The 26,240-nt window shown below is 33.7% G+C and carries 24 protein-coding genes; 6 read left to right on the plus strand and 18 right to left on the minus strand.

What is annotated here, in order from left to right:
- Nucleotides 1-135: 135 nt before the first annotated feature.
- Nucleotides 136-672, minus strand: a complete 537-nt coding sequence (locus tag H8718_RS08655) for a winged helix-turn-helix transcriptional regulator (protein ID WP_249332603.1) — start codon at nucleotides 670-672, stop codon at nucleotides 136-138.
- 171 nt (nucleotides 673-843) lie between these two features.
- Here H8718_RS08655 and H8718_RS08660 point away from each other — a divergent pair, with 171 nt between their 5' ends.
- Entirely contained in the window at nucleotides 844-1,050 is a 207-nt protein-coding gene (locus tag H8718_RS08660) for a helix-turn-helix domain-containing protein (RefSeq protein ID WP_249332604.1), read from the plus strand.
- 185 nt (nucleotides 1,051-1,235) lie between these two features.
- Here the strand turns inward: H8718_RS08660 and H8718_RS08665 are convergent, their stop codons facing one another.
- The 3 genes from H8718_RS08665 to H8718_RS21065 form a co-directional block, all read right to left on the minus strand.
- The gene (locus H8718_RS08665) at nucleotides 1,236-1,565 is read right to left on the minus strand and encodes a hypothetical protein (protein ID WP_249332605.1); all 330 of its coding nucleotides are present in this window, start codon (nucleotides 1,563-1,565) and stop codon (nucleotides 1,236-1,238) included.
- Nucleotides 1,566-1,880: 315 nt separating this feature from the next.
- Complete coding sequence (locus H8718_RS08670) at nucleotides 1,881-2,474, minus strand: GIY-YIG nuclease family protein (RefSeq protein WP_249332606.1); 594 nt, start codon at nucleotides 2,472-2,474, stop codon at nucleotides 1,881-1,883.
- 1,218 nt (nucleotides 2,475-3,692) lie between these two features.
- Nucleotides 3,693-3,965 (minus strand): antA/AntB antirepressor family protein, encoded by a 273-nt coding sequence (locus tag H8718_RS21065; RefSeq protein ID WP_408646576.1) that lies wholly within the window; start codon nucleotides 3,963-3,965, stop codon nucleotides 3,693-3,695.
- A gap of 1,363 nt (nucleotides 3,966-5,328) precedes the next feature.
- Here H8718_RS21065 and H8718_RS08675 point away from each other — a divergent pair.
- Nucleotides 5,329-5,643 carry a BRO family protein gene (locus H8718_RS08675; RefSeq protein ID WP_249332607.1) on the plus strand — a complete coding sequence of 105 codons (315 nt, stop codon included), beginning with the start codon at nucleotides 5,329-5,331 and terminating at the stop codon, nucleotides 5,641-5,643.
- A gap of 168 nt (nucleotides 5,644-5,811) precedes the next feature.
- Nucleotides 5,812-6,693: a 4-hydroxy-tetrahydrodipicolinate synthase gene (dapA, locus tag H8718_RS08680; protein WP_249332608.1), complete on the plus strand. Its 882-nt coding sequence runs from the start codon at nucleotides 5,812-5,814 to the stop codon at nucleotides 6,691-6,693.
- An 89-nt stretch (nucleotides 6,694-6,782) separates the two neighbouring features.
- Here dapA and nadC read toward each other — a convergent pair whose 3' ends face one another.
- The 5 genes from nadC to H8718_RS08705 form a co-directional block, all read right to left on the minus strand.
- Entirely contained in the window at nucleotides 6,783-7,631 is an 849-nt protein-coding gene (gene nadC / locus H8718_RS08685) for a carboxylating nicotinate-nucleotide diphosphorylase (protein ID WP_334299082.1), read from the minus strand.
- Nucleotides 7,597-8,910 (minus strand): L-aspartate oxidase, encoded by a 1,314-nt coding sequence (locus H8718_RS08690; RefSeq protein WP_249332610.1) that lies wholly within the window; start codon nucleotides 8,908-8,910, stop codon nucleotides 7,597-7,599. The genes nadC and H8718_RS08690 overlap by 35 nt, the downstream gene beginning before the upstream one ends.
- A gap of 31 nt (nucleotides 8,911-8,941) precedes the next feature.
- The gene (gene nadA, locus H8718_RS08695) at nucleotides 8,942-9,856 is read right to left on the minus strand and encodes a quinolinate synthase NadA (protein WP_249332611.1); all 915 of its coding nucleotides are present in this window, start codon (nucleotides 9,854-9,856) and stop codon (nucleotides 8,942-8,944) included.
- 153 nt (nucleotides 9,857-10,009) lie between these two features.
- The gene (locus tag H8718_RS08700; protein ID WP_249332612.1) at nucleotides 10,010-10,975 is read right to left on the minus strand and encodes a polyprenyl synthetase family protein; all 966 of its coding nucleotides are present in this window, start codon (nucleotides 10,973-10,975) and stop codon (nucleotides 10,010-10,012) included.
- A gap of 21 nt (nucleotides 10,976-10,996) precedes the next feature.
- A complete protein-coding gene (locus H8718_RS08705) occupies nucleotides 10,997-12,865 on the minus strand; it encodes an FAD-dependent oxidoreductase (protein WP_249332613.1) in 1,869 nt (622 codons plus the stop codon).
- A gap of 352 nt (nucleotides 12,866-13,217) precedes the next feature.
- Here H8718_RS08705 and H8718_RS08710 point away from each other — a divergent pair, with 352 nt between their 5' ends.
- A complete protein-coding gene (locus tag H8718_RS08710) occupies nucleotides 13,218-13,736 on the plus strand; it encodes an FMN-binding protein (protein WP_249332614.1) in 519 nt (172 codons plus the stop codon).
- Nucleotides 13,737-13,851: 115 nt separating this feature from the next.
- A complete protein-coding gene (locus H8718_RS08715; RefSeq protein WP_249332615.1) occupies nucleotides 13,852-14,910 on the plus strand; it encodes an FAD:protein FMN transferase in 1,059 nt (352 codons plus the stop codon).
- Nucleotides 14,911-14,984: 74 nt separating this feature from the next.
- On the opposite strand, the gene H8718_RS08720 is transcribed toward H8718_RS08715, so the two are convergent.
- From H8718_RS08720 to H8718_RS08750, 7 genes are all read right to left on the minus strand, one after another.
- Nucleotides 14,985-15,887 carry an SH3 domain-containing protein gene (locus tag H8718_RS08720; protein ID WP_249332616.1) on the minus strand — a complete coding sequence of 301 codons (903 nt, stop codon included), beginning with the start codon at nucleotides 15,885-15,887 and terminating at the stop codon, nucleotides 14,985-14,987.
- Between the two features lie 133 nt (nucleotides 15,888-16,020).
- Entirely contained in the window at nucleotides 16,021-16,743 is a 723-nt protein-coding gene (locus tag H8718_RS08725) for an amino acid ABC transporter ATP-binding protein (RefSeq protein WP_249332617.1), read from the minus strand.
- Between the two features lie 50 nt (nucleotides 16,744-16,793).
- Nucleotides 16,794-17,498, minus strand: a complete 705-nt coding sequence (locus tag H8718_RS08730; RefSeq protein ID WP_249332618.1) for an amino acid ABC transporter permease — start codon at nucleotides 17,496-17,498, stop codon at nucleotides 16,794-16,796.
- Between the two features lie 86 nt (nucleotides 17,499-17,584).
- Nucleotides 17,585-18,355, minus strand: coding sequence for a basic amino acid ABC transporter substrate-binding protein (locus H8718_RS08735; RefSeq protein WP_177670797.1), 771 nt, complete (start codon nucleotides 18,353-18,355; stop codon nucleotides 17,585-17,587).
- A gap of 687 nt (nucleotides 18,356-19,042) precedes the next feature.
- The gene (gene tkt / locus H8718_RS08740; protein ID WP_249332619.1) at nucleotides 19,043-21,022 is read right to left on the minus strand and encodes a transketolase; all 1,980 of its coding nucleotides are present in this window, start codon (nucleotides 21,020-21,022) and stop codon (nucleotides 19,043-19,045) included.
- Nucleotides 21,023-21,318: 296 nt separating this feature from the next.
- Nucleotides 21,319-22,371 carry an ATP-grasp domain-containing protein gene (locus H8718_RS08745; RefSeq protein ID WP_249332620.1) on the minus strand — a complete coding sequence of 351 codons (1,053 nt, stop codon included), beginning with the start codon at nucleotides 22,369-22,371 and terminating at the stop codon, nucleotides 21,319-21,321.
- 16 nt (nucleotides 22,372-22,387) lie between these two features.
- Entirely contained in the window at nucleotides 22,388-23,026 is a 639-nt protein-coding gene (locus H8718_RS08750) for a hypothetical protein (RefSeq protein ID WP_249332621.1), read from the minus strand.
- Between the two features lie 163 nt (nucleotides 23,027-23,189).
- Between H8718_RS08750 and H8718_RS08755 the strand changes: the two genes are divergently transcribed.
- Nucleotides 23,190-24,011 (plus strand): rhomboid family intramembrane serine protease, encoded by an 822-nt coding sequence (locus H8718_RS08755; RefSeq protein WP_249332622.1) that lies wholly within the window; start codon nucleotides 23,190-23,192, stop codon nucleotides 24,009-24,011.
- A gap of 212 nt (nucleotides 24,012-24,223) precedes the next feature.
- Here the strand turns inward: H8718_RS08755 and H8718_RS08760 are convergent, their stop codons facing one another.
- Together H8718_RS08760 and H8718_RS08765 are read right to left on the minus strand one after the other, a co-directional pair.
- On the minus strand, nucleotides 24,224-25,030 hold the full coding sequence (locus H8718_RS08760; RefSeq protein WP_249332623.1) for a hypothetical protein: 807 nt from the start codon (nucleotides 25,028-25,030) through the stop codon (nucleotides 24,224-24,226).
- Between the two features lie 15 nt (nucleotides 25,031-25,045).
- Complete coding sequence (locus H8718_RS08765) at nucleotides 25,046-26,209, minus strand: S41 family peptidase (RefSeq protein WP_177670787.1); 1,164 nt, start codon at nucleotides 26,207-26,209, stop codon at nucleotides 25,046-25,048.
- Nucleotides 26,210-26,240 lie beyond the last annotated feature (31 nt).

Here is a 26,240-nt window from a genome sequence, read left to right on the forward strand (position 1 = left end):
GAAGTTTAAATTCTTTGTCATATCTCTTAGCCATTGTTTTAGGACACCTCGTTCATTATAGTTATTTCTATTATAACTCAAATCTCCATTCTATGTGTCCAATTTTTATTCTAGCATCATTTCTTAACCATACTCTTATCCCCTATCGTCTCCATATAATTTTTCAATATATTCTTCTTCCCTTCGCAACAACTCTTCCATGTCCCAATTATGTGAATACGTTGTCGTAAATTTAGTCTTGTTATTAGCTGGTTGTCTGTTATACATTCTAGGTGCAAAAGTTACTTGATCTACTTGTTGAGTACCTACTGTAGCCTTAGTAGTAACGTAATCCTGTTTAAGTTGTTTAGCTTTTTGAGATACTTTTTTAGCTACTTCTTTTACAGCTTCTACAACTTGTTGAACAGATTGTTTAAATGTAATTGTACGTTTAGCTACTTCTTTTGAATTAGGCTTATATTCTAGTGTTATATCTAAGTAACCTTCTTTAACAAGTTTTGAAATAATATGGCTGACTCTACCTTTACTAATACCTAACATAGATGCGATTTGGCTATTTGATAGGAAACACCCTTGAGTAAGTGTTTTAGCTAATGATAGGATAAATTTTTCTTGGATATTCAGATTAGGTAATTCTAAAATTTCAATAGGCATTGTAACGTATTGTAGCATATTATTTTCACCTCGCTTCTAGTAGTTTGTTTATAGCATTAGTATATCTCCAAAAATATATACTGTCAATACTATACATCCTCAAAGATTATATATTTTAAAAAATATATTTTCAACACACTATACTACTAACCTTATATATTTGGTATAATATAGTTAGAGGTGATATTAATGAAAGTATTTCTAAATGAAATTCTAGAGAAACAAGATAAAACTTTGTATTGGCTTAGTAAAGAAACTGGTTCAACATGGCAAACCCTTAAAAAGTTCGCCAATAACGAAACAGATTCTATTAAATTCTCCGTACTAGACAAGATATGTGATGCTCTTAATTGTGAGATAGGTGATATAATGAAACATAGGACTGACCAGGAATAATGGTCGGTCTTATTTTTTTGCTTATCTTCCCCACACATAGTATATTTTTATTTATAAAGTTTTTATAAGAATATTTAACCTTCTGATTATCAAAATATATAACGAGATTTCGAATATGACTATATTCAGTACACCGATAATATCTACATAAAAAAATTACAAACAAAAAGACTAGGAGTCCCCACCTAGTCTTCAATAAACACCCATCTTAACTTTTCTACTAAAGCTAATATTGTCCTATCTTTTAGATAAATTTTGTTGCCAACCCTTACATATTTTACGAATCCTTCATCCTGAAGTTCTTTTATATATTTTCTTTCCGTAGCAACACACACATTCAGTTCTTCTGCTACCCTATTTCTATTTAATTGAATGTATAGTCCTTCTTTATCTTTTCGAACTTCTTTATAAAAGAAATCAGACAATATTATTGCGTATAAGTTTCTAGCTCCAATACTAATCTCCCTAATAAAGATAGTAGATCCCAATAATTCACTTATCATATCCTCATACATTTTACTTCCTCCATTACTAAGACATATAGTGTACCCTATTCCGAATAATTTTATAAAGATATAATCAGACAAAACCTACAACTTCTTTAATAGGTTGATCTTATTTTGATACTGTGGATAGTTTATATTTTTATATTTAATTTTGTGGATTAATTTATCATAGCTATTTTTAAGGATAGGGTATGTAGGATTATGGCTAGAGGTATAGTTGTTTTTAGCCATAGGATATTTTATTGCATAAAAAGGATACATATAAGAATGCATCCTTTTAAGAACATTATTTTTTATTGACTCTAAATTCATACTAGATTAACTTTATATATTATACATCTTTTTTACTGTACTCATATAATCAACTACTTCGCCTTGACTTCCCATATCTATTACTATTGGCGCAAAATACACTCTATTGTCTCTTATAAAATAATGATACTCCATTAAAATAATTTCATCTAAAAATCTTATTTTATTACTTAGAGACTGATTAGGAATACTATTATTCGTTACTAATTCAAGAACTAATTGTTTTATAAGTTCCTTTTTATAATCATCAGTTAGATTCAAAGCACCCTCTTGCAAAAAAACAAAATGTTCATCGAAAAATCTAGTCCATATTTCTGTTATTATTTCATTCAAATAATTCATTATCTCTATACTATCACATTGAAAAAATTCTCTATTATCACTACATCTCTGTTTCTCAAATTTTTTATGCACTTTCTCTTCTATTTTTTTTGCATTTGGTACTAATCTTTCTAGCACTGTATAAAATTTCGAAGGTACTCCTGTTGTAGAAAGTTGATTCATTCTTTCTTCTACGCTCCCATTTGTATAACCTATTTTGTATACATTTTCCTCAAGATAAAAATGTCTTGCTACATAAACATGTCCATATTTAATCCCTTCCATTATAATTCCTCCTATGTCATTAACTTAATAAACCTATAGTGTGTAAAACTAGAATTTTATATTCATGTATCTTATTATTTTTTAGTTTATTTATACGTTAAATTAAAAAATGCTTATATATTCTCTTATTTCAATGACCTATTTTCACTATTTTACTGATTTATATTATTATAAAAATGCTTCTAAACCATTGATAATATTAGATTTTTAATATATATTTCAATTTATAGGTTAAATTAAAAAATGCTTATTTTAAACGTGATTTTTGGGTTATATTGGTAATATAATATCTTCTCTCATCTTATATTTTAGTGTCTTCCTCAAAGGAAAAGACTAACTCTTTCACATCTAACTACCTTATTGCCACTATTGGCAACAGTTCCTCCAAGTAAAGCCTATATCTAGATCTTCTTTATTGCAGTTATGTGCGAAACCATTATTCTTGTTGCCCCTTTAATGTATAAGGATTGCTTATCCTTTTCCCAACATTTTGGGAAACCCACATTTCACGATTTTGACCTGAAGTAAAGATTGTTTCCATTAGCTTTTAATTCTCTGGCAAAACTTGCAACGCCTCTAAGTGTCGGAATATTATTCCGAACCTTTTCGTCTTAACCAACAAGTTGTTAGTTAAAACACTTTATTTTAATTCTAAGATAAAGATTACTTCCCACAGAATTCGTAAAATAGGCTTTCTGGTATGTAATCACCTTTCGACACTTTTGCCGAAAACCCTAACTCTTTTTAGTAGGTTGTAAATTACAACTTACTAACTACTTCATTGTCACTATTGGCAACGTATGGGTGATGTCCACGCCTTATTGTCATGCATCAGATACATTTCTTTACTCGTCATCTCGTGACGGGTGGATTTAAAGTCAATAAAATCAATTACTCAAGTTAGTTAATTGTAAGGACGTGACATTTTGTCACCCCATCTTTTCATAAATACTTAATAGTACCTTTCGCAACTTGTGGCGAAATCAAGCTACTTTTGATGAACCTGTTTATATTGTTTATCGTCATATTCGACAAGGGATATTTTACCCTCGTTAATGTTATCTTCTATGTAATGGCTTTAAGTCGTTTACCTAATAACCAACCACGATTTCGTGATGCAACTATCGTTATTAACGATGGTAGTAAACGTATCCTTTGTACGGATACCTAACGTCGCACTTTACGACCTTAGAACTGAATGGAATTTTCCGTTGAGTATCAAGGATTCCCCCAAAGTGAGGCTATTTCTTCTTGAGATAAGGAGTGGCGACTGTTGCCTGTCCATTGATTTGTTCCATGCTTATTTCCTACCAACCCAACATACTCAGCAACTACCTTTACCTGTTTAGCAGTATCTACTGTGAGTATATATTCATCAGTTGTTTTATTTCCCCTTCCTGTGGCTTTCACAGTTTTGTGAAACCCAACGTAGTCTACATTTTCAACAAATCCCTTGCCTACAATTTTTCTTTTTGAGCTGAGTCGGCAAATTGCCTTGTCAGTTTAAATTAGAATAGATCATGCTAAAATTTTAGCATAGTGTATAAGAAGTTTTTGCTCTGTACTTACAAGTACACACCAAAATCAAGACTTTGCATTGGTTGCTCAAAAAAGAGCGACTAATAATCCTAAGAATCCATGGACTACAGTAACAGACCATGCTATGAAACTCTAGACTTTGTAGGGCTCGACATAGTGTCGAGGGTACTAAAATATAAGATTTTGCTATCACTTATTATACTAAACTCAATTAACTCATTTACTTTGTTTCCTACCTTTTGAAGTGACCATGAAACTTTCGGGGGCTGTTACAATTCCAAGTATCAAGCACACAATAATATAAACAATGTAATTCAAGATTGGGTGGGGTTCACCATCATGGTGAGGGTAACAGAATATAAGGTTTTGCTATTACGGACATTTTTGTCCACAACTGAAATGATAAATGATTAGTATACTGTGGATAATAATAAAGTTTGTGTGAAAAGAAATATTAGTAGTACTAAAGCAGATAATCTAACAAATTAAAAATTCATCCAAACAAGATGGACATATAATCTTATTACTATAGGGACATTCTTAATGGACGGAATTGCACCAACTTACAGTAGTAAACGGTGTTAGATTAAAAAATTTCCCTAAGTGTCTCTCTGTATAGTAATAGTATATAGATAGCAATAGAGGGAAAAGAAAGGATGATAGCAGCTAATATGTACCCACTTACTAAAACTCAATACAATATATATGAATTAAAGTAGATGGGGATATATTAAAGCAAGTAAAATAACTAATTAAAAATTTCACCATATATAGCTGTATATATATAAAGAGACTTACACATATACATGGTGAAAAATTGCACCAAGTATAGCTGTAAGTTACTCTAGACTACTAATTTTGTTGATTTTGAGTTCAAATAAAAAGTTTAAGTCGTTCATAATGGCTTAGAATTAAAAGTTTTAAGGAAAATGTTGATATTATTGACTTTAAAAAAGACGTGGGCGACACCCACAACAATTTAGCATTATTTGGATATTCCAAACAAGCAATACCCCGTCACCTCAAGTGACACCTCTATAAAAATAAGAAGGATACGCAAACTTTGTGTACCCATGGATGCAACCAAGACTTGATTTTAGAAACTATAGAATCATATTCCCAAAACGGGAATCTTGTAAAATACATGTTGATGAAGATGATACCCTAAAACAGGGCATCATAGATAACTTAGGTAGAAAGCTGATACACCAAATTAGTGCACCAGGTCAAAATCGGAATATAGTAAAACCACTACCCTAATTCAGGGGACTGATTCTAACTGCAAAAGCAAGAACCTTACTTTGTATGAAAAGATGTGGTAGAAGCATTAGGTTATGCTGATACAAAAAGTGCAATAGCTGACCATGTTGACACAGAAGATAAACAAATAATTCAAAAGGGGCAATTTACCACCTTAGAAATTCCAAACAGAGGATTAACAGTAATCAACGAAAGTGGGCTTTACTCACTAATACTAATTAATAAATTTTCATTAGCTAAAGAATTTAAAAGTTGGCTATACATCAAAAATATTGCCATCAATTATTATCTTAGTGTACTAATTGCACCACTTTTTCCCCTCTTGTGCTTAGATAGTATAAGAGCTAAAATAATGGTTGAAATAGTATAATCTTTTAGTATAGAACTGAACTGTAAAAAATAGTAAAACACGTACAAGCATTGATAATACTGAAAAATATTGTAGTACTTATACCCCCTTAAGGCAATTCCTGTATATACTATTAATAGCCTAGATAGTATAATAAAACTAGATCACTTTTCTAAAGGAGGATTTATGATGAAAAAACCTATTTTTACAGGTTCTGGTGTTGCTATTATTACCCCATTTAATGAAACAGGGATTGATTTTGATAAATTAGGTAAACTTATTGAATGGCATATTGCAGAAGGCACAGATGCTATTATCATCTGTGGTACAACAGGTGAATCTCCAACACTTCCTATTGAGGAACATAAAGAAGCCATCCGTTATACAGTTGAAAAGGTAGCTGGGCGTATTCCTGTTATTGCAGGTACAGGCAGCAATGACACACATCATTCCATTGAAACAAGCCGTTATGCAGAAGCTGTTGGCGTAGATGCTCTTTTATCTGTAGTTCCTTACTACAATAAAACTTCTCAAAGAGGACTTTATGAACACTTTAGTGCTATTTCACATGCTGTTAAACTTCCTATTATTCTTTATAATGTACCAGGACGTACTGTACTTGATATGAGTCCTGAAACGACAGCTAAACTTGCTCAAATTGAAAATATAGTAGCTATTAAAGAATGTAACTTCTCTCATGTAGGTGAGCTTATGAACCTATGTCCTGAAGACTTTAGCATTTACTCTGGTGAAGATGGATTAGTACTTCCTTACCTTGCCTTTGGTGCTAAAGGGGTTATCTCTGTTATGGCTAACATTATTCCAAAAGAAACTCACGAACTTTGTCAAGCTTTCTTCGATGGTGATATCGATAAAGCAAGAGCGCTTCAACTTAAAACCCTTCCACTTGTTAAAGCACTTTTCTGTGAACCAAGCCCTGTACCAGTGAAAAAAGCTATGAACCTTATGAATATGAATGTAGGTAAATGCCGCCTACCACTTATTGATATGGAACCTCAGAATGAAGCTTTCCTAGTAGAAACACTAAAAAGCTATGGACTTATTAAATAATTCAGCACTAAAAAATGAGTAGGCTACTTATTACTAGCCTACTCATTTTTCTTTGCATTTTATTGCATCCCCTACAAACTCTATTCTCTTTATAAATTAGTTAAATTTTTAAGTGAAAAATCTAATATAGGTGCCGAATGTGTAAGTGCTCCGCAAGACACATAGTCTACACCTATTTCTGCAATCTCCTTAAGACGCGCTTTAGTAACATTCCCAGAGCATTCCGTTTCTGCTCTACCATTTACTAAGCTTACCGCTTCTTTCATCATCTCATTAGACATGTTATCAAGCATGATAATATCTGCTCCTGCTTCTAAGGCTTCTTCTAACATCTCTAGATTCTCAACTTCTACTTCAATCTTTCTTACAAATGGAGCATATTCTTTTGCTAAACGTATAGCTTCTTTTACACCACCAGCTGCCCCAATATGATTATCTTTGATTAGGATTCCATCTGATAAGTTGAAACGATGATTGTAGCCACCACCAACTTTAACTGCATACTTCTCAAAAACACGCATACCTGGTGTTGTTTTACGTGTATCTAAAAGTTTTGTAGGCCTCCCTTTAAGCTCACTTACTAAACTATGTGTTAAAGTAGCAATACCACTCATCCTTTGTAAGTAATTAAGCGCCACACGTTCACCTGATAAAAGAATTCTTGCATCACCTGTTACAGTTGCAATAAGGTCTCCTTTTTTAATATGATCTCCCTCATTAAAGAAAGTCTCAAATTCAATTTCTCCTAAAAGTTCAAAAGTACGTTTAAAGACTGGAAGTCCTGCCAGGATGCCATCTTCTTTACAAATCAGTTGAACTCTAGAGCGTGTATTTTCTCTAATAATTGCTGCTGTTGTTACATCTTCACCAGTAATATCTTCCTGAAGTGCTAGACGTATTTTATCATCCACATTGATAGTCATTGTGACACCATTTATCATAAAAATCCCCATCCTTCTTTTTAATTTCTTCTAAGATTAGCGCTTTATAATCTTCTTCTAGTTTATCCATCTGATAGTTTTGTACATCTATAGGAACGCACTCATCTAGCATGCCTAGTCCTTCTTCTACTATACGGCACGCTGCTCTTTTGGCAAAGATTAAACTCTCAAGCAAGGAATTACTTGCAAGCCTATTACGACCATGTACACCATTGCAGCTTGTTTCCCCTACAGCATAGAGGTTGTCCATTGTTGTCTTACTATACTTATCGACCTTAATGCCCCCCATAAAATAATGCTGCGCTGGCGTAACTGGAATAGGCTCTTTTAATAGGTCATATCCCTCTTCCATACAACGCTCATAAATATTAGGGAATCGCCTTTTAATCTTTTCTTCTCCTAAGTGCATAAGTGAAAGCCATACATAAGGGCTCTCATCTTTTATCATTTGGTCATAAATAGCTACACTTACCACATCTCTTGGTAAAAGTTCATCTACAAAACGTTTACCCGCACGATTCAGAAGATGAGCTCCTTCTCCCCTTACTGCTTCAGATATAAGGAATCTTCTACCCTGTGTTTTACTATATAGTGTAGTAGGATGAATCTGAATATAATGAATGTCTTGGAGGGCTATATGATGTTTGAGAGCTATAGCCAGACTATCTCCCGTTAAATGTTTAAAGTTCGTAGAGTTTTCAAATAAACCTCCAATACCACCTGTTGCAAGTATAACCTTTTTGCTATAAATAGGATGTATATATCCTTGGTGAGATACTACAATACCTTGGCATACATTCTCTTTAGTAATAAGATCTATCATAGTAGCATGGGTTACAAGCTCTATATTACCTTGCTCTTTAACACGTTCAATTAACTTTGAGGTAATCTCTTTTCCTGTTATATCTTGATGATGTAAAATACGATTAATACGATGAGCACCTTCCCTTGTATAAGAAAGTTCTCCATCTACTTTATCAAACTCCACTCCTAATGCAATAAGTTTTTCAATGGTATTGGTGGACTCACGAATCATAATATCAACAGACTCTCTATTATTTTCATAGCGACCTGCTTTTAAAGTATCTTCAAAGTAACAGTCATAATCCTCTTTATTTCTTAAGGTAGAAATACCCCCTTGTGCCAAATAAGAGTCACTATCTTCTAATCCTTCTTTAGTTATCATAAGAATCTTTAAGTCACTTGGTAAATGAAGTGCCCCATATAACCCAGCTACTCCAGTTCCTACTATAATAATGTCGTATGAATCACGCATACTATCCCTTCTTTTCCTTGTTTAATCTGTCTTAATCTGCTAGTCTATGCATTGCAAGAAGTGCTTCTTCTGCAGCTTTTCTTTCAGCTTCTTCTAATACAACTTCATACTTCATATCTCTTAAAGCTTCATAAAGTTTACTAAGTGTAATACGTTTCATATCTGCACATTCTTTTTTCTCCCCTACAAAGTAGAAGTTCTTATTTGGATTGTTCTTTTTAAGCTCATACAGAATACCTATTTCCGTACATACAATAAAAGAATCTGCTTGGCTTTTCGCTACGTAATCAATAATACCTGTTGTACTTCCTACATAATCTGCTAAGTCTACAATTTCACTTGGACATTCCGGATGTACAAGTACTTGAGCTTCTGGTCTAAGTGCTTTTTCTCTAAGCACTGCTTCTTTTTGAATGCTTCTATGTATATGGCAATAGCCATCATTAAAAATAAATTCTTTTTCTGGCACTTTAGATGCTACATAAGTCCCTAAATGCTGATCTGGCACAAAGAAAATTTTAGATTGTTTAAGAGTTTTTACAATATTTAAAGCATTTGCAGATGTAACACAAACATCAGATTCTGCTTTAATCTGCGCTGTTGAGTTAATATAGCATACGACAGCTAAGTCTTCATGCTCTTGTCTTACTTGTTTTATCTGCTGTGGTGTTACCATATGCGCCATAGGACAGTCTGCTACATCATCTGGTAATAAAACCGTTTTGTGTGGATTTAAGATTTTCGCACTTTCTCCCATAAATTTTACACCACAGAAAACAATAACTTGCTCTTTTGCCTCCCTTGCTACTTTTGATAGATAATAAGAATCACCTACATAATCTGCAATTTCTTGTAAATCATTATCTGTATAATAATGCGCTAAAATAATCGCATCTCTTTCTTTTTTTAACCTCTTAATCTCCTGGATATATTCTTCTCGTTTCATATTGCACCTCACCTCAATGTCATATAGGTGTTAATATATCACTAATTTTACTTTTTTACAATACATGTGTCTTGTCACATGTGTTATTTTTTTATCCATATGTATTGCTTCCTTATAAATGCATAAAAAAAGACTACCCAATTGGGTAGCCTTTTAATAAGAACGTTCTAATAACATTGTAACGATTTCGAGTAAAATCTCTTTATACGGATTATCCGGAAGCTTATGAATTTCTTTATACGCTTTATCTGTATATTTTTTAGCAAGATTTTGTGCTTTTTCAATGCCTTCGTAATTTTTCACTAGCTGAATAATCTGTTCTACATCTGCATCTTCATAAGCTTCTTTCTCTAAGAGATTTATAAGATCCTGTGGCTTCTTCTCTAAAGCATAAATAAGAGGAAGGTTATAAACGCCTTCTCGTATATCTTTACCTTGATCTTTTCCTACAGTCTTTTCATCACCTTTATAGTCCAGAATATCATCAATAATCTGGAATGCCATCCCTACATGATGCCCAATACGGTGGAATCTCTTAGATAACCTCATATTACAGCCACTCTCAGCTGCTCCAATATAAAGACTTAATGAGAAAAGTTCTGCTGTTTTACCTGCAATACGTCTTAAATAATTTTTAAGTGAAACATCTGTGTCAAATCGAGAATTAAGCTGTTCAATTTCTCCAAGACAGATGCGAGACATAGCTCTGCTATCCATCTGAATACTTTGTAGTGACGCTGTCTGAGCAAGAATTTTAAAACAAATACAGAATAGGTAATCACCAATATATACGGCATATTCCTTCCCATATTTAGATTGAATAGTCTCTCTCCCACGTCTTAGCTTAGCATCATCAATGACATCATCATGAACCAGGGTAGCCATGTGAAAGAGCTCCACAACAGCAGATAAAGCACGAACTTTCTCTGATTCATAGTCTCCAAAATGCGCTGCAATAATTGTAAAGGCAGGCCTAATCATCTTTCCGTTAGCATGTACAAGTTCTTTAATTGAGTTCTCAATTATTTTATCTTTGCACTTTGCATTTTCATCCATCAAGTCAATAATTGCTTCAAGTTCTAGTTTAATATCTGGATATCTATTCCAAATGATATGCATGCCTTTACCTCTTTCTACTAACTACTTTTTATAAATGTGCCCTTTGCCGCCTACCCAAAAGTCACCAACCACCTTATTAATCCAAGGTAATACATAATGGTCTAAACCAAATGTACGTCCGCTACCATTCATAAGAGCAATACTTCCGAAGAAGAACCATAAAATATCCCAACCAGCCATTGCTGATAATACAAAGTTAATAACCATAAATGCTGAAGCTGCTGATGCAAGCCATGTAAATAAACCAGCAATTAATGCAAGACCAATACCAATCTCAGTAGCTACTACGATTGTTTGGAAAAATACTGCTACGTCTGGATTTGGAATGAAAATTTGCATAAGAGATTCATAGAAATTAGGCATTTCTTTAAGGATTGGCTCTGCAAAAGTAGTAGCTGCGTCACCTGCTTGTGATGCTGAAGATACAGCATCATATAGCCACTCGAATGGCATTTTTACATTACCAACTTTAATCCAGCTGTCTGAACCGATTGTGAAAGCAAATTCACCTTTTTGAAGAAGAGCATCCCATGCTGCATCCCATGTGCCTTCACCAACTAATTTTTTAAGACCTTCGATTAACCATAAAATACCGATATAGAATCTAAGTGGTAAAGTCCATAAACGGTTACCAAGTGAAGAAATATGCCCACGCATAATATTTCTATTTTGCTTCATTCCAAAGAATTCATGTTGTAAGTAATGATATACTGCGTAAACGTTTAACACACCAAATAAATAGTACATATTCACAATGTGTTTCATAACCATAGCAAAGAAACCAGATAATTTAATACCTGAAAGGTTAGCTACGCCATAACGTCCACCAATAGATACCATGAACCCATGGTAGTTACCTTTGAATTTTGATTTTTCTTTATTATCAATAGAAGCAATGATGTTTTTAGCAGCTGTTGCAGCTGTTTGTTCTGCAGCTTCTACAATTTGAGGGTTTGTACAGTTGCCATTTTCATCATTATATGCACAGTCACCTATTACATATACATTTTCGTAACCTTCTGCTTGCATATATTCATTTGCTTTAAGACGATTTGCACGTGTTTTTGGTGCATCAAGAGCTACTGCACTTTCAGCACATTGGATTCCACATGTCCAAATAAGTGTATGTGTAGCAATTTTTCTACCATCTTTAAGTGTGATACCTTCTGCTGTTACTTCTGTAATTGGAGCATTTTTCATGACTTCAATTTTATGTTTTGTCATGTATTTTTCTGCTTTTGCTGCTTGCTGTTGATCAAGCATATTTAAAATAGAGCCTGCTGCTTCTACAACATATACTTTTACTTCTTCTACATCTACATGGTATTTTGCTGCAAGTGTGTCTTTCCATTCTAAAAGCTCCCCTGCCATTTCGATACCAGTAAATCCAGCACCTGCTACAATGAAAGTAAGAAGTTCTTTTCTTCTTTTTTCATCTCTTTCTAAAGATGCTTTTTTGAATTGCTCTTTAATGTGCTCGCGAATTGTGAGCGCATCATCTAATGACCATAAGCTAAAGCCATGTTCTTTAACACCTGGCACGCCAAAGTATTCTGGCTCGCTACCAAGACCTACCATTAAGTATGAATATGCATATGTACCATGTGTTGTTTTAACAACTTGCTTCTCTAAATCAACATTTTCAATGTAATCTACAACTACATTCACTTTAGTTCTATGGAAAATTTTATGAAGATCTAACTTAACAGATTCTTCTGGAACACGTCCACCTGCTACTTCATGAAGCTCTGTCATAAGTGTGTGGTATGGATTTTTATCAATGATTGTAATCGTTACATCATTATTTTTTTTGTACTTCTTAGCGAGTTTCTTCGCTGCGTGTACACCAGCATAGCCTGCACCTAAGATTACAATATTCTTTGCTGCCATATCTTGTCTCCTTTTCTAGCTTATATATATTTTGATTCTTTAACTACCATATATTACACAAAATACCTATTAATGTCTAGTTTAAAAATTAACATTTTATATTAAAAAACTAATTTATGTTATTTTTATTTTAACTTATAATTAATTTTTTATCTATAGTTTTTAATCATTTTCCATCAATTTCTTTTATTAATTATGACTTATTTTACTATATAGTAAAAATTATATTTTACCCATTAATAATTTATTAATTTTTTATTTATTTTTTATTCATATATAATCTCTAAAATAAGTGAGTGCTTTTTAACAAAGTACATTTTAAATTTTACTCATGTATAAGAGGAGAAAAAAAATGAAAATGAAAAAACTTTTAGCTTTAATCTGTGCATCTGTACTTGCAATTGGAGCTCTTACTGCTTGTTCTTCAAAAGAAGAGGCTCCAGCTCAATCTGAAGCAACTACACCAGCTGAGACAGACAAAAACACTGAAGCTACTGGCTTACAAGATGGAACATACAGAGCTGAATACGATAAAGAAGATTCACGTGGCTGGAAAGCATTCGTAGAAGTAACAGTTGCTGATGGACAAATGACAGAAGTAAACTTTGACTACATCAATGCTGATGGTGCTTTAAAATCAGAAGATGAAGGCTACAATACAAGCATGAAAGAAAAAGCAGGTACAAATCCAGCTGAATTCAAAGTTGCTTTAGCAGAAAGCTTAATCGCTTCTCAAGATCCAACTAAAGTTGATGCTGTAACAGGTGCAACAAGTTCTTCTGAAGAATTTGTTACTTTCACAACAGCACTTATGGAACAAATGCAAGCAGGTAATACAGAAGTATTAGTACTTGCTGCTCCAGCTGAATAATAACTTTTATTAAATGGGGTGTTCGGTTTTCCGAACATCCTTTTTATTTTTATCCCATAGCCTACTTCTAACATTTAGGGTATGCTATAGTAAATGTGAAAGGAGATTACTTTTTATGTGTAATTTTAAAAAACGCTTCGGCCTATTCATGTGCTGTTTAACTTTAATGATTTTTACAGGGTGTGGATTAGGCCCTAATGGCTCCAAAAAAACATCCCCCTCAGATCCACTTAGACGTACTGAAGTTTTAATGGGTACGACTGTAAGTGTTTCTCTCTTTGACCACCAAGATGAAACTATTTTAGATGAAGCCTTCGAACGGGTGAAACTTCTTGAAAATGAATTAAGTCTTAATAAAGATAGCACTCTTCTAACAGAACTTAATGCCTCTGCGGGTACAACCCCTCATCCTGTCAATGAGGTACTCTTTGATATTGTACAAAAAGGATACTACTACAGTGAACTTACAGATGGCTCTTTTGATGTATCTGTGGGGCCTCTTGTAAAGCTTTGGAACATTGGTCTTCCTGAAGCTCGTGTGCCTTCTAACGATGAGATTCAAAATGTGCTGCCACTTATAAATTATAAACAAATAGATTTAGATGAAGAGGCTAAAACAATCTATCTTCAAACACCAGGTATGCAACTTGACCTTGGCGGAATTGCAAAAGGCTATACAGCTGATAGCCTTGCCACTCTTCTTAAAAGTAAAGGTGTTGAGCATGCACTTATTGATTTAGGTGGTAATATTTATGCACTTGGTACTAAAGTAGATGGCTCTTTATGGAAAGTAGGTATTCAAGATCCTTTCGAAAGCCGTAATAATACAGTAGGCTATATACCTATTGCTAATCAATCTGTCGTTACTTCTGGTATATATGAGCGCTACTTAGAGGCTGACGGAAAAAAATACCACCATATTTTAGACCCTTCTACAGGGTATCCTTTCGACAACGAAATTGCCGGTGTGACTATTATTAGTGAAACTTCTATAGATGGAGATGCTCTTTCAACAGCAGTTTTCTCTAAAGGTCTTGAAGAAGGGCTTGAGTTTGTTAAGTCACTTCCTAATATAGATGCCATCTTTATTACTAAAGACTCCAAAGTCTATCTAACAGACGGTATTAAAGATGATTTTGTACTGACTAATGGTGCCTTTACATTAGGGAATTAACTCTATTTCCCTGCAAAAAGAGTGTCATCCATGACTGTATTCATGGATGACACTCTTTTTCTTAAATTTCTATTCTATTTATACACATACTTTGCTGCAACATTAATTGCTGCTTGATGTTGTGGGTCTACTACTGCTGCAATATTACCCTCTTTATGTCTTTTACTCCCCCTAAAGTGTAAGTCTATAACACCATTCATACCATTCCCCTTAATCTCATTTAAGGAGTCCCCTGCATGTGGCATACCAGCAAGTGATGCTGCTAAATAGCGTCCATTAAACTCTACAATAACTGGACGTCTTTCCCAACTAAAGCCACCCCATATCCCCTTAATAACTTGTGTATCTGCCTTTGTCAGCGCCTCCACATCTGCATGGTTTGTGCCAAAGGTACGCTTGATTTTGAATCTCTTGCCTGTATATACATCTAAAATAGTAGCTACGCTCCCTCTTGGCATTACTTGGTTTGCCGTAGCCCAATTTAGTACTTCTACTTTTTGAGTTTTAAACTCTTTAACTGGAAGAAGCTTTAAACTCGTATCCTTTAACTGATCTTTATAAATAAATCCTTCAGTTTGATCTGATAATACTACATTGTACCAATTCCCTGATTGATAAAGTACACTAACAACCTCCCCTACTACAAGCTCTTCTACTAACTGTGCATTTGGCGAAGGTTCCTTCCTTACCTTAGTTCCTTCTACTGTAACAGGTGCTATGACTTTTCTAATATGTAGAAGGTTTTTATCAATTTCCGCTATCTGGCCTTCTATATCAATTCTATAAGTATCCTTTTCCTCTTGGAGGTCCACTACTCGTAGATTGCTTCCTTTGCTGATTTCATAAATAGCACGTGCTTCATTGCAATAAGCTACTGCGCCTTTATCTTGTACAACTGCAAATACGTTAGCAAAAATAGGCACGCTTTGCATCATCAGTAATCCTAAAAAAGCTTTCTTCATAAGTTGTTGTTTCATGTGTAATCTCCTCGGGCTTATATTATTATGTGATTATTAAAATGTATTACATAATTGTTAAGTAATCCTATTTTAATCAAATTACACACCTTTATCAAGCTTTTCAGGAGTATTTATACTTATGTCAAAACTATTACAATACTTTACTTAAAAAGAGTTTCGTACGCTCTTCCTTAGGATTTTCAAAGACTTCCTTAGGATTACCTTGTTCTAAAATTTTGCCCTCATCCATAAAAACAAGTCGTGTTCCTACTTCTTTGGCGAAGCCCATTTCATGAGTTACAATCATCATGGTCATCCCTTCTTGAGCAAGTTCCTTAATAACTTCTAATACCTCTTTAACCATCTCAGGATCAAGAGCAGAAGTTGGTTCATCAAAGAGCATCACTTCTGGATTCATAGCTAAAGCACGTGCAATAGCAATCCTTTGCTTTTGTCCACCTGAAAGCTTATTAGGATATTCATTCGCCTTTTCTTTAAGCCCTACTTTATCTAAAAGTTTATATGCTATTTGTTTTGCTTCTTCTTCACTCATTTTTTTCACTTGAATTGGAGCAAGTGTAATATTTTCTAATACCGTCATATGTGGAAAAAGATTAAAATGTTGAAATACCATACCTACTTTTTGACGTATTTCATTAATATCTATACTTTTATCTGTGATATCTACACCGTCAATAAGGATCTGACCTTGTGTTGCTTCTTCCATATAGTTGATACAACGTAGGTAAGTAGACTTTCCTGAACCAGATGGTCCAATAACAACGACTACTTTTCCTTTATTTATAGAGTCATCAATTCCCTTTAATACTTTTAAATCCCCGAAACTTTTACATAATCCTTTAACCTCTATCACAAATTTCACCTCTTTTTATACATTCTCTAAGTTTCCTAGGAAATATTTCCCTAAAATCTACCTTTATTCATTCTTTTCTCAATCACACGCATAATCATTGTAAAGGTACTTGTGAGTACAAGATATGTTATAGTCACAATCAGAATTGGCCATATAAAGCTTCCTGTATCTGACATCATAATGTTTCCTGCACGCATAATATCACGTCCACCAATCATACCAATAACGGCAGTTTCCTTAATTAAGACTATAAATTCACTTACAAGCGCTGGAAGCATTTGTCTAAATGCCTGTGGTATAATAATAAGTTTCATTGTTTGAAAATAAGAAAGTCCAAGTGAACGTCCTGCTTCCATTTGGCCCTTATCGATACCTTGAATACCTGCTCGAATAAGCTCTGCCATATAGGCGCCACTATTAATCCCAAAAGAGATTCCTCCTACTACAGGACGCGCCATAACTACATCAGCTAATACAACAAGCCAAATAAAACTTACTTGTACAATAGCTGGTGTTCCACGAATAATATCTACATAAAGCTTAGCAATCCCTTTAAGGATTTTCTCTAACCATTTAAGTTTTCTTGGAAATTCAGAGACTTGAATAATCGCTACAAAAATACCAATAATTAAACCAATAACTGTAGCAATAGCCGTCATAAGTAAAGTTTCTTGTATACCACTTAAAAGGGTCATGTAATACTTTCTTTCTATAAAAGTATTAAAAAACGCAATCATTGTTTCATAACTAAACATAAAATTCCTCCCTCATCTGAAAAACTTCACCTATAGGTATGCCCCCCTATAGGTGAAGTTCAATACTCTTATTCTTATTCTTATTCTTATTCTGTTTTACCGAAGTACTTTTCACAAAGTGCATCATAAGTACCATCAGCTTGAATTTCTGCAAGTATTTCATTAATATCCTCTAAGAGTTCGGTATTACCTTTTTTTACAGCAAGTGCATAGTTTTCATTAATGAATGGTGCTTCTATAATTTTAACACCTTCGTAGTTTGCTACAATTTTTTTAGCTGGTTCTTCATCGAGTACAACGGCATCAATTTTACCAAGGCTAAGTTCTGCTACAGCTAAAGCACCTTTATCAAATTGAATAACTTCAATTGTACCGCCATTTTCTTCTGATGTATAACCTGATACGAAAATATCTCCTGTTGTACCAAGTTGTACCCCTACTTTTTTATCCACTAAATCTTCTGCTTCTACAATATTATCATTATCTTCTTTAACAATAATAACTTGTTTAGATGCGAAGTAGTTGTCTGAAAAGTCTACTTGCTTAGCACGTTCTTCATCTACTGTCATACCTGCTGCTACAAAATCAACTTTTCCACTAGCTACAGCCCCAAGCAATTGATTAAATTCCATATCTTCTACCTTAAGTGTTTTGCCGAGTTTCTCTGCAATGATTTTACTAATATCCACATCAAATCCTACGATTTCATTGCCTTGGATTTCTTCGAATGGAGGAAATGTCGCATTTGTACCCATTACAATCACATCTTCACTTTTACTGCATCCAGTAAATGTTCCTAAGCTTAATATCCCTGCTAAAACAACTGCACTCATTTTTAATAATTTATTTATTTTCATCTTTTAAGCCTCCCAAAAATTAATTTTTATACCACAATTCAATTATTCATTCACTATACGCATAATTATAAACAGTTATGAATGAATAGTCAATAACTTTTTTCTTTATTTCCTCCTTTATCCTAGTATAAATTTCAATATATCTGTTCTAATCTCTTATAAACACTAGCCTTAATCCTTTCTAATGAATTTTAAATTTTTATTCCTCTATTTTCTCTTATAAATTTTACCAAACATATGTTTTGTGTACAGGCAACTTGTGGATAATGTGCATAACTCTGTTTATAACTTGATTACTATAGGTTTGTCCCATTATTTTCATGTGAATAACTTGTTTATTCTATGTATAAAACTCAATTTATCTGTATTGTAAACACACTTATGTTTATACATCAAAAATAAGAAAATAACTCCATAGCTATTCTATAAAGTAAAACTTTTCTTAATAAAAATTTATCTATGCCCCCTATCTCTTTCGCTAAATAATTTTAGATTCTCTTTAGTGACAAGAAACACTCCTCTTAGATACTATTAAAAAAAAGTGGATATACTTATTCTGAATCCTTTATATCCCTAGAAAAGTATAACCTTACTAGATTATAAAAAAAGAGCGAATAAACCTTCTTATAAGGAAGGATTTTATTCACTCTTTCATTTTTATCTTATTTGATTTTATAAATGTTTTAATTAAGCAAGTACTTCTCTAGCTACTTTCATAACATTTTCTACAGTAAATCCATGTTTTTTGAAGATAAGATCAGCTGGTGCTGACTCACCAAATGTGTCCATAGAAATGATTGCACCTTCGAAGCCTGTATATTTATGCCAGCCGAATGAGCTTGCTGCTTCTACTGCAATACGTTTTGTTTTATTTTTTGGAAGTACTTCTTCTTGGTATGCTTTATCTTGCATATCGAATAAATCTGTAGATGGCATACTTACAACTGCTGCTTTAATGCCTTCTTTAGCAAGCTCTTTTGCTGCTGCTTCAATAAGTTGTACTTCTGAACCTGTAGCAATAAGGATGATATCTGCATCTTTTGATGCTACATCACCAATGATGTATCCACCACGTTTTGCATTAGTACCTGTACCAGCAAGATATGGTAAGTTTTGGCGTGTAAGAACAAGTGATACTGGATGGTCTTTGCTGTTTAATGCATATTCCCAAGCAGCTACTGTTTCTTTACCATCAGCTGGACGGATTGTAACCATGTTTGGCATACTACGAAGCATTGCAAGTTGCTCGATTGGTTGGTGTGTTGGACCATCTTCCCCTACACCAATACTATCGTGTGTAAGTACGTATGAAACTGGTAAGTTCATAAGTGCTGCAAGTCTCATAGAGTTTTTCATATAATCACTGAATACGAAGAATGTAGAACAGTATACTTTCATGCCACCGTGTACAGCCATACCATTTGCGATAGCTGCCATAGCATGTTCACGGATACCAAAGTGAAGGTTACGTCCTTCGTAGCTATCTTTTTGGAAATCACCTTTGCCTTCCATATATGTTTTTGTAGAAGGTGCAAGGTCAGCTGAACCACCTACAAAGTTCTCTACTTTATTAGCAATTTGGTTAATAATCTCATAGGATGTTTGACGAGTTGCAAGTGCTTTTGAAGTATCTGCATAGTTTGCATATAATTCTTCAAGACTTACTTCTTCGTCGCTATGCCATGCTGCCCATTCTTTTGCAAGTTCTGGGTAAGCTTTAGCGTAATTTTCAAATAGTGTATTCCATGCTGCTTCTTTAGCTGCATTTTCTTCATTGATTGCCTTGATGTTTGCTTTAACTTCGTCTTCTACGAAGAATGCTTCATCATGGTGATTTAAGAATTTTCTTGTTTCAGCAATGTTGTCATTTCCTAAAGGTTCGCCGTGTGCACTTGCTTTACCTTGTTTAGCAGGACAACCATAACCAATTTGTGTTTTCACTTCGATGAAGTTTGGTTTACCAGATGCTTTTGCTGCTGTAATAGCATTTGAAATGGCTTCTATATCATTACCATCTTCTACTAAGAATGTAGCAAATCCTTGTGCTTCAAAACGTGCTCTTACATTTTCAGTGAAAGCGATATCTGTATTTCCTTCGATTGTAATATTATTTGAATCGTATAATACGATTAATTTATCAAGACCTAATGATCCTGCAAGTGATGCAGCTTCATAGCTAATACCTTCCATAAGACAACCATCACCTACTAAAGCATAAGTATAATGGTCTACAACGTCATAACCTTCTTTGTTGAAGTGTGATGCTAAGTGGCGTTCTGCCATAGCCATACCTACTGCTGATGCAATCCCTTGTCCAAGTGGTCCTGTTGTAAGTTCTACACCTACTGTATGACCGTATTCTGGATGACCTGGTGTAAGGCTTCCTTCTTGTCTAAAGTTTTGAAGGTCCTCTATTGTAAGGCCATACTCAAATACGTGAAGTAAAGAGTAAAGTAATGCTGAACCGTGACCTGCTGATAATACAAAGCGGTCTCTATTTGCCCATTTTGGATTATGTGGATTGTGTACTAAATGTTTGCCCCATAATGTATAAGCCATTGGTGCAGAACCAAGTGGTAAACCTGGATGTCCTGAATTAGCTTTTTGAATGGCTTCGGCGGACAAAATACGGATAGTGTTAATTGTCTTTTGGTCTCCTAAATTCATTTAAAATTTCCTCCTTAAAATACATACAGCTATTCATATACCTATTTTTCATTATAATATGCTTTGTTCATATTGTATACAAGTTTTAACAGAAGTTTCCCTTTTTCTACTCTTTATGAGTTTTTTATTAAAGACAGACTTTTGTATTCGCTTCACTTATGTCCATGACTAATGCTTTTATTATTTGTATAAATCTCAGAAAATATAGCTGCTAGTTAATTATAAAAAAGACTCTCACTTAACTTATTATAAGTCATGTGAGAGTCTCTTTTATTTCTACTTGCCAAGACATTATTCTAATCTTCTTTTTTCTCTTCTTTTATAACACTTTCACTTATATATAAACTGACTGGCAGTTTATTATAACGATCTAAATGATAGTGATGATATGGGAATTTAGGAATATTCTTTGTATCCTCTTCTTTAATTACTATTGTTGTGCTTGGCTTAATGACTTCACCCTCTTTTATAGGTAATCCTTGAATTAAATTAAGGAGCTGCTCATAAACGGATAAATCTGTATAATGATTTGTAGCAATATCACCTACTGTAATACCTGGATTAATATACATAAGCTCTACTTGACGGTTACGTTTAACGCCAAATTTAAAGGTAAATAGGCCTTCTGTCTCACTATCTTTTAAAATTTTCTTAGCATATCTTGAAAGCTTTGTATGCATGGCCTTTGAAACATCTGCTGGCATATAAATGTATTTCACAGCTTCATCATTTAAAGCTTCTTCCTGTACTGGATAAGTGCATACTTTATCACCAGCTTTTAATGCTGTAACACTTAAGAATCTATCATAATCATTGATTTCCTCAATAAGCCATTCAACAGCTGATTCATCGATTTCAAATAAGAAATTCTCTAAATCATCTTTTGTGTATACATCAAGTACATCATAACGATTTTCATAAATTTGATACAGTCTAAAAGGAAGTTCAATTTGTTCCATTTGTTTAAAGAATGTAAGCTTGTTATTTTGGTGATAATACTTAGGTGTAGGTACCTCACAAAGCTCAGCTGCTGTAAGCTGATGTACACGGTTACCTATAAGTTGTAAACCGTCATCACTTGGGTAAATCACATGCTCTTTCATAAATTTGGATGATAGAACAGGTGGATTACCTGTGCATAAAATAATAGCATCTGTTTTAAGAGCAAGTCTTTTAATCGTATCTTCTGTAATAGGTGCTGTAATATGTGTATCACAAGCTTCTCCTGCTATATTATTAAGTTCAGGTTCAAGAAGAACTGTTTTAATACATCTTTTTTTAGCTTCTATACAAATCATATTTGCAAGGAGATTTCCTCCTACAAGACCTAAAGTTTCTATTTGCTTCATCTTTATTCCTCCATCTTTATTGAAGTAAGTAATTAACCACCTCTAAAGCTTTTTCCATATTTTTAGGTGGATTGATTAGTGAAATTACAAGAGGTTCTAAAATGGTAGCACCTTGGAAGGCATTGGACTTTTCGATTTTAATACCATAAACATGTTCTTTACCATCTTCTGCACCTTTAGCTGTAAGAAGTTGGTCTTTATGTGCTTCAAGTATTGGCTTAAATTCAGGGACTTCTTCAAGTGGCATAAATGGGTCGAAGCCCTCTATCTCCATATATCTGTCAAAACGTGCCTGAGACATAGCAAAAACGTCTGCTTCTCGTACTTGTATTTTCAGCATCATCATTTGGTCATTTACAATCGTTGCCTGGTCTGTTACGCTCCAGTCTGCAGGAATATAATAAATATCTGAATTAAAGTTTTCCTTGAAGTAAGCCCTATCTAATTCTTCTTTATCTGTATCAAGGGTCATCATAGCTGTTACAATAAGGTGATTATCAAAATTAGGTTTTGGCTTAAGCATAGTATAGACCAGATTCCCTACTAAAAGTACACCTATTATTGTACCTAATATAGTAAATCTGTAATATTCCCAGATATACTCTAGTTTTTGCTTACTGTTCATACTCTTAAACTTTTCTTTATTTGTTTTCATTGTATACTACTCCTTCTTCTCTTATTCCCTCTTTTACTTCATTTTTTCCTATGCTATACTTGAAGCAGAATTATTTATATTACTATCATAATTTAATACTATAATTATACCATATGTACATGGTATGTACTTTAAATATTTTTAAGGAGGACTTTTCATCATTATGCAATGGTTATATAAGCTTGAAAAAAAGTTTGGTAAATATGCTATTCCCAATTTGATGCTGTATATTTTATCTTTACAAGCTATCGTGTTTTTAGCCGTTAATTTACTAGGCCCAGGCATTTTAAGTGCACTTGTATTTGATAGGGATTTAATTTTATCTGGACAAGTTTGGAGACTTATTACCTTTATCTTTGTACCAGATGACTTCAATCCACTGTGGTTTATCTTAATGCTCTTTATTTATTACTCTATCAGCAATCAAATTGAACGTATTATCGGAAGTTTTAACTTCAATGTATTCTACTTCTCTAGCATTATTGCGACAATTGCTGTATGTTTCATCTTCGATATTAGATTACTTTCTCTTGCTTACTACATTAATTTATCTTTATTTATTGCCTTTGCTACACTTATGCCTGATGCAACATTTTATTTATACTTCTTTATACCATTTAAGGCAAAATACTTATTAGTCTTCTACTTTGTGATTTTAGGTATGCAAATGCTTACTGGTGGTCTTCCTACAATTGCTTTAATCTGTTCTTCTTTACTTGGATACTTCATCTTCTTTGCGTATCCAGCACTTAAACATCAGAAATTACGTCGCAAAGGGCTAGCAGGGCAAAAACAATTTAGAGCTGCTAAACGTGAATTAGATGCAGAAAAACGTGCACCTATTAAAGTAGCTTTCCACAAATGTCATGTCTGTGGTAAAACAGAATTAGACGATCCAGATATGGAATTTAGATACTGCTCAAAATGTAATGGTAACTATGAGTACTGCATGGATCATCTAAGAAACCATGAGCATGTAAAATAAATTATCTTACACATGGACATGTATGCTTAATAAGAAATGAACATTCTAAAGGGAGTGCTATAAAACGAGTTTATACTCAGTTTTGTAGCACTCCCTTTTCTTATGAGTTATTGATTCTTTATTACCTTACTTACTACTTACTTTCTATCCTTTTGCTTATCTTCCTGCCTACTTCCATCCTCTCGCTTAGCCCTTATCTTCTTTCCTACTTCTTAGTTCTTATTACAGTACTCTTCTACCATAAAAATAAGTTCATGTAACACTGGCATAAGCAGGATAATGCCACTAGCCTGTAAACCTTTTGGATGTATGTAATAACCAAGTAAAGTAAGAATAAGTCCAAATGTAAGGATAAGACACCCTGTAAGGAAGGACTGCGCTTTAGTTGAACGTACTTTAGCATGATCTCCATAGGCTAGTAGCGCATAAAGAGGTACAACCGTTGATGTCCCTAATAGATTAAAAAATAAAGGCACAATCCATATATGTCGCATCATCTTATAAGTGACTAATTTCTTATTCTCATAAATAGGTACGCTATAAGCATGATGCCAGCCACTTGCTATAACCAGTAAACCTTCTAGAATATGTAAGATTCCAACTAGGCTAACGAGCATGGGATAATTGAGTTGATAGAAAATTCCTCCTATAATTCGCATTCCCCCTTCTATCATAAAAGCTACTGGAATCACATAAGAAAAGCAACCAAATCTCGGGTGTATCATAATAAGTAAAAAGGCAATAGGTATTAAAACTAAAATATTAGTATCTACTTCAAAATTGATTCCCTTATAAGATAGAAGACAGCTTCCTATAATACCTATGAATATCCCTACTATCAAATCTTGTCCAATTGCACCAACTAAATATTTGAAAGGGATTTTTCCCTTTATCTTTTCTATTTGTCTTTTGTACACAACTATGCTATATAAGACCATAATAAAAAAAATGGGGTCTCCTAATATGAGCCCCATTTTCCTAGCCATATACAGTATAGCATACTGTACAAAAGCCGTCATAGTTAGCCCCCTACCTTATTGAATCTGCTCTCTTAATACCTCTACAGCTTTTTGAAGCTGTAAGTCTTCATTGTATTCTAACTTAGCTTTTATCATAAGTTCAGGTGCTAAATCCACTTTATAATCTGGTTCAATACCTTCTCCCTGGATACACACACCACTTGGAGTAAAGTATTGAGAAGTTGTTACTTTAATAGCTGATCCATCTGTAAGCGGCATAATGGTTTGCACAATACCTTTACCAAATGTACGATTACCTACAAGAATAGCTCTATTATGATCTTTTAAAGCCCCTGATAAAACTTCTGAAGCACTTGCACTTCTTTCATTAACAAGTACTACAATAGGTATATCTACATACTGATCATCTGAAGTCATTTCTTTGACTTTACCATTTTTATCTTTTGTTGAGACAATAACTCCCTCTGGAATGAGTTCATCTACTATTTGAACTGTTACATCTAAAAGACCACCTGTATTATCACGTAGGTCAATAATAAGCCCTTCAGCGTTAGCTTTTGTACCTTCATCTAATGCTTCTTTAAACTGGTCATAGGTAAGCTCTTCAAAGGAACTAATTTTAATGTAATTGATATCCCCTTCTAACATTTTATGTGAGACTGAAGGATAAATGACATTTTCACGCTTCATTTCTAAATCTAATGTTTCATTGGTTGAAGGTCTAAAGACAGTCACAGTAACTTTTGTTCCTGGCTTACCTTTAATAATTTTAGGTGCTTCATTAAAGTCATCTCCTGTGAGGGGCTGCCCTTCTGCTCCTACAATTTTATCCTTTGATAACATACCCGCTTTTTCTGCAGGAGAACCTTCAAATACATCTGTTACAAGAATAGTATTATCTGTCTGGTCAACCATCATTTGTACACCAATTCCTGCATAGACACCACTTGTCTTTTCCATAATACTGTCAAATTCTTCTTTTGTATAATAAGTAGTATACGGGTCACCCACAGAAGATACAAGCCCTTTATAAATGCCTTCCTCCATCGCTGTCTTATCCAGTTCACCAACATAATATTTGTCTAATGTTTTTTCAATGACTTCAATCTTTTTATCAATAAAATCATATTTGTCTGCAAATACTGTCATCCCAAATAAGATAGTTGTTGATAATACAAAGCCAATTGCTGTACCTTTTATAAAACTTTTCTGTTTCACTTTGTATCACATCCTTAAAATGAATTAATGA

The sequence above is a fragment of the Zhenhengia yiwuensis genome (assembly GCF_014384995.1).
Lineage (GTDB): Bacteria > Bacillota > Clostridia > Lachnospirales > Cellulosilyticaceae > Zhenhengia > Zhenhengia yiwuensis.

Excerpts from the sequence above, each read along its gene's own strand:
- H8718_RS08655 (WP_249332603.1), bottom strand. The coding sequence starts at position 672 with ATGCTACAATACGTTACAATGCCTATTGAAATTTTAGAATTACCTAAT.
- H8718_RS08660 (WP_249332604.1), top strand. The coding sequence starts at position 844 with ATGAAAGTATTTCTAAATGAAATTCTAGAGAAACAAGATAAAACTTTG.
- H8718_RS08665 (WP_249332605.1), bottom strand. The coding sequence starts at position 1,565 with ATGTATGAGGATATGATAAGTGAATTATTGGGATCTACTATCTTTATT.
- H8718_RS08670 (WP_249332606.1), bottom strand. The coding sequence starts at position 2,474 with ATGGAAGGGATTAAATATGGACATGTTTATGTAGCAAGACATTTTTAT.
- dapA (WP_249332608.1), top strand. The coding sequence starts at position 5,812 with ATGAAAAAACCTATTTTTACAGGTTCTGGTGTTGCTATTATTACCCCA.
- H8718_RS08690 (WP_249332610.1), bottom strand. The coding sequence starts at position 8,910 with ATGCGTGATTCATACGACATTATTATAGTAGGAACTGGAGTAGCTGGG.
- nadA (WP_249332611.1), bottom strand. The coding sequence starts at position 9,856 with ATGAAACGAGAAGAATATATCCAGGAGATTAAGAGGTTAAAAAAAGAA.
- H8718_RS08700 (WP_249332612.1), bottom strand. The coding sequence starts at position 10,975 with ATGCATATCATTTGGAATAGATATCCAGATATTAAACTAGAACTTGAA.
- H8718_RS08705 (WP_249332613.1), bottom strand. The coding sequence starts at position 12,865 with ATGGCAGCAAAGAATATTGTAATCTTAGGTGCAGGCTATGCTGGTGTA.
- H8718_RS08710 (WP_249332614.1), top strand. The coding sequence starts at position 13,218 with ATGAAAATGAAAAAACTTTTAGCTTTAATCTGTGCATCTGTACTTGCA.
- H8718_RS08715 (WP_249332615.1), top strand. The coding sequence starts at position 13,852 with ATGTGTAATTTTAAAAAACGCTTCGGCCTATTCATGTGCTGTTTAACT.
- H8718_RS08720 (WP_249332616.1), bottom strand. The coding sequence starts at position 15,887 with ATGAAACAACAACTTATGAAGAAAGCTTTTTTAGGATTACTGATGATG.
- H8718_RS08730 (WP_249332618.1), bottom strand. The coding sequence starts at position 17,498 with ATGTTTAGTTATGAAACAATGATTGCGTTTTTTAATACTTTTATAGAA.
- H8718_RS08735 (WP_177670797.1), bottom strand. The coding sequence starts at position 18,355 with ATGAAAATAAATAAATTATTAAAAATGAGTGCAGTTGTTTTAGCAGGG.
- tkt (WP_249332619.1), bottom strand. The coding sequence starts at position 21,022 with ATGAATTTAGGAGACCAAAAGACAATTAACACTATCCGTATTTTGTCC.
- H8718_RS08745 (WP_249332620.1), bottom strand. The coding sequence starts at position 22,371 with ATGAAGCAAATAGAAACTTTAGGTCTTGTAGGAGGAAATCTCCTTGCA.
- H8718_RS08750 (WP_249332621.1), bottom strand. The coding sequence starts at position 23,026 with ATGAAAACAAATAAAGAAAAGTTTAAGAGTATGAACAGTAAGCAAAAA.
- H8718_RS08755 (WP_249332622.1), top strand. The coding sequence starts at position 23,190 with ATGCAATGGTTATATAAGCTTGAAAAAAAGTTTGGTAAATATGCTATT.
- H8718_RS08760 (WP_249332623.1), bottom strand. The coding sequence starts at position 25,030 with ATGACGGCTTTTGTACAGTATGCTATACTGTATATGGCTAGGAAAATG.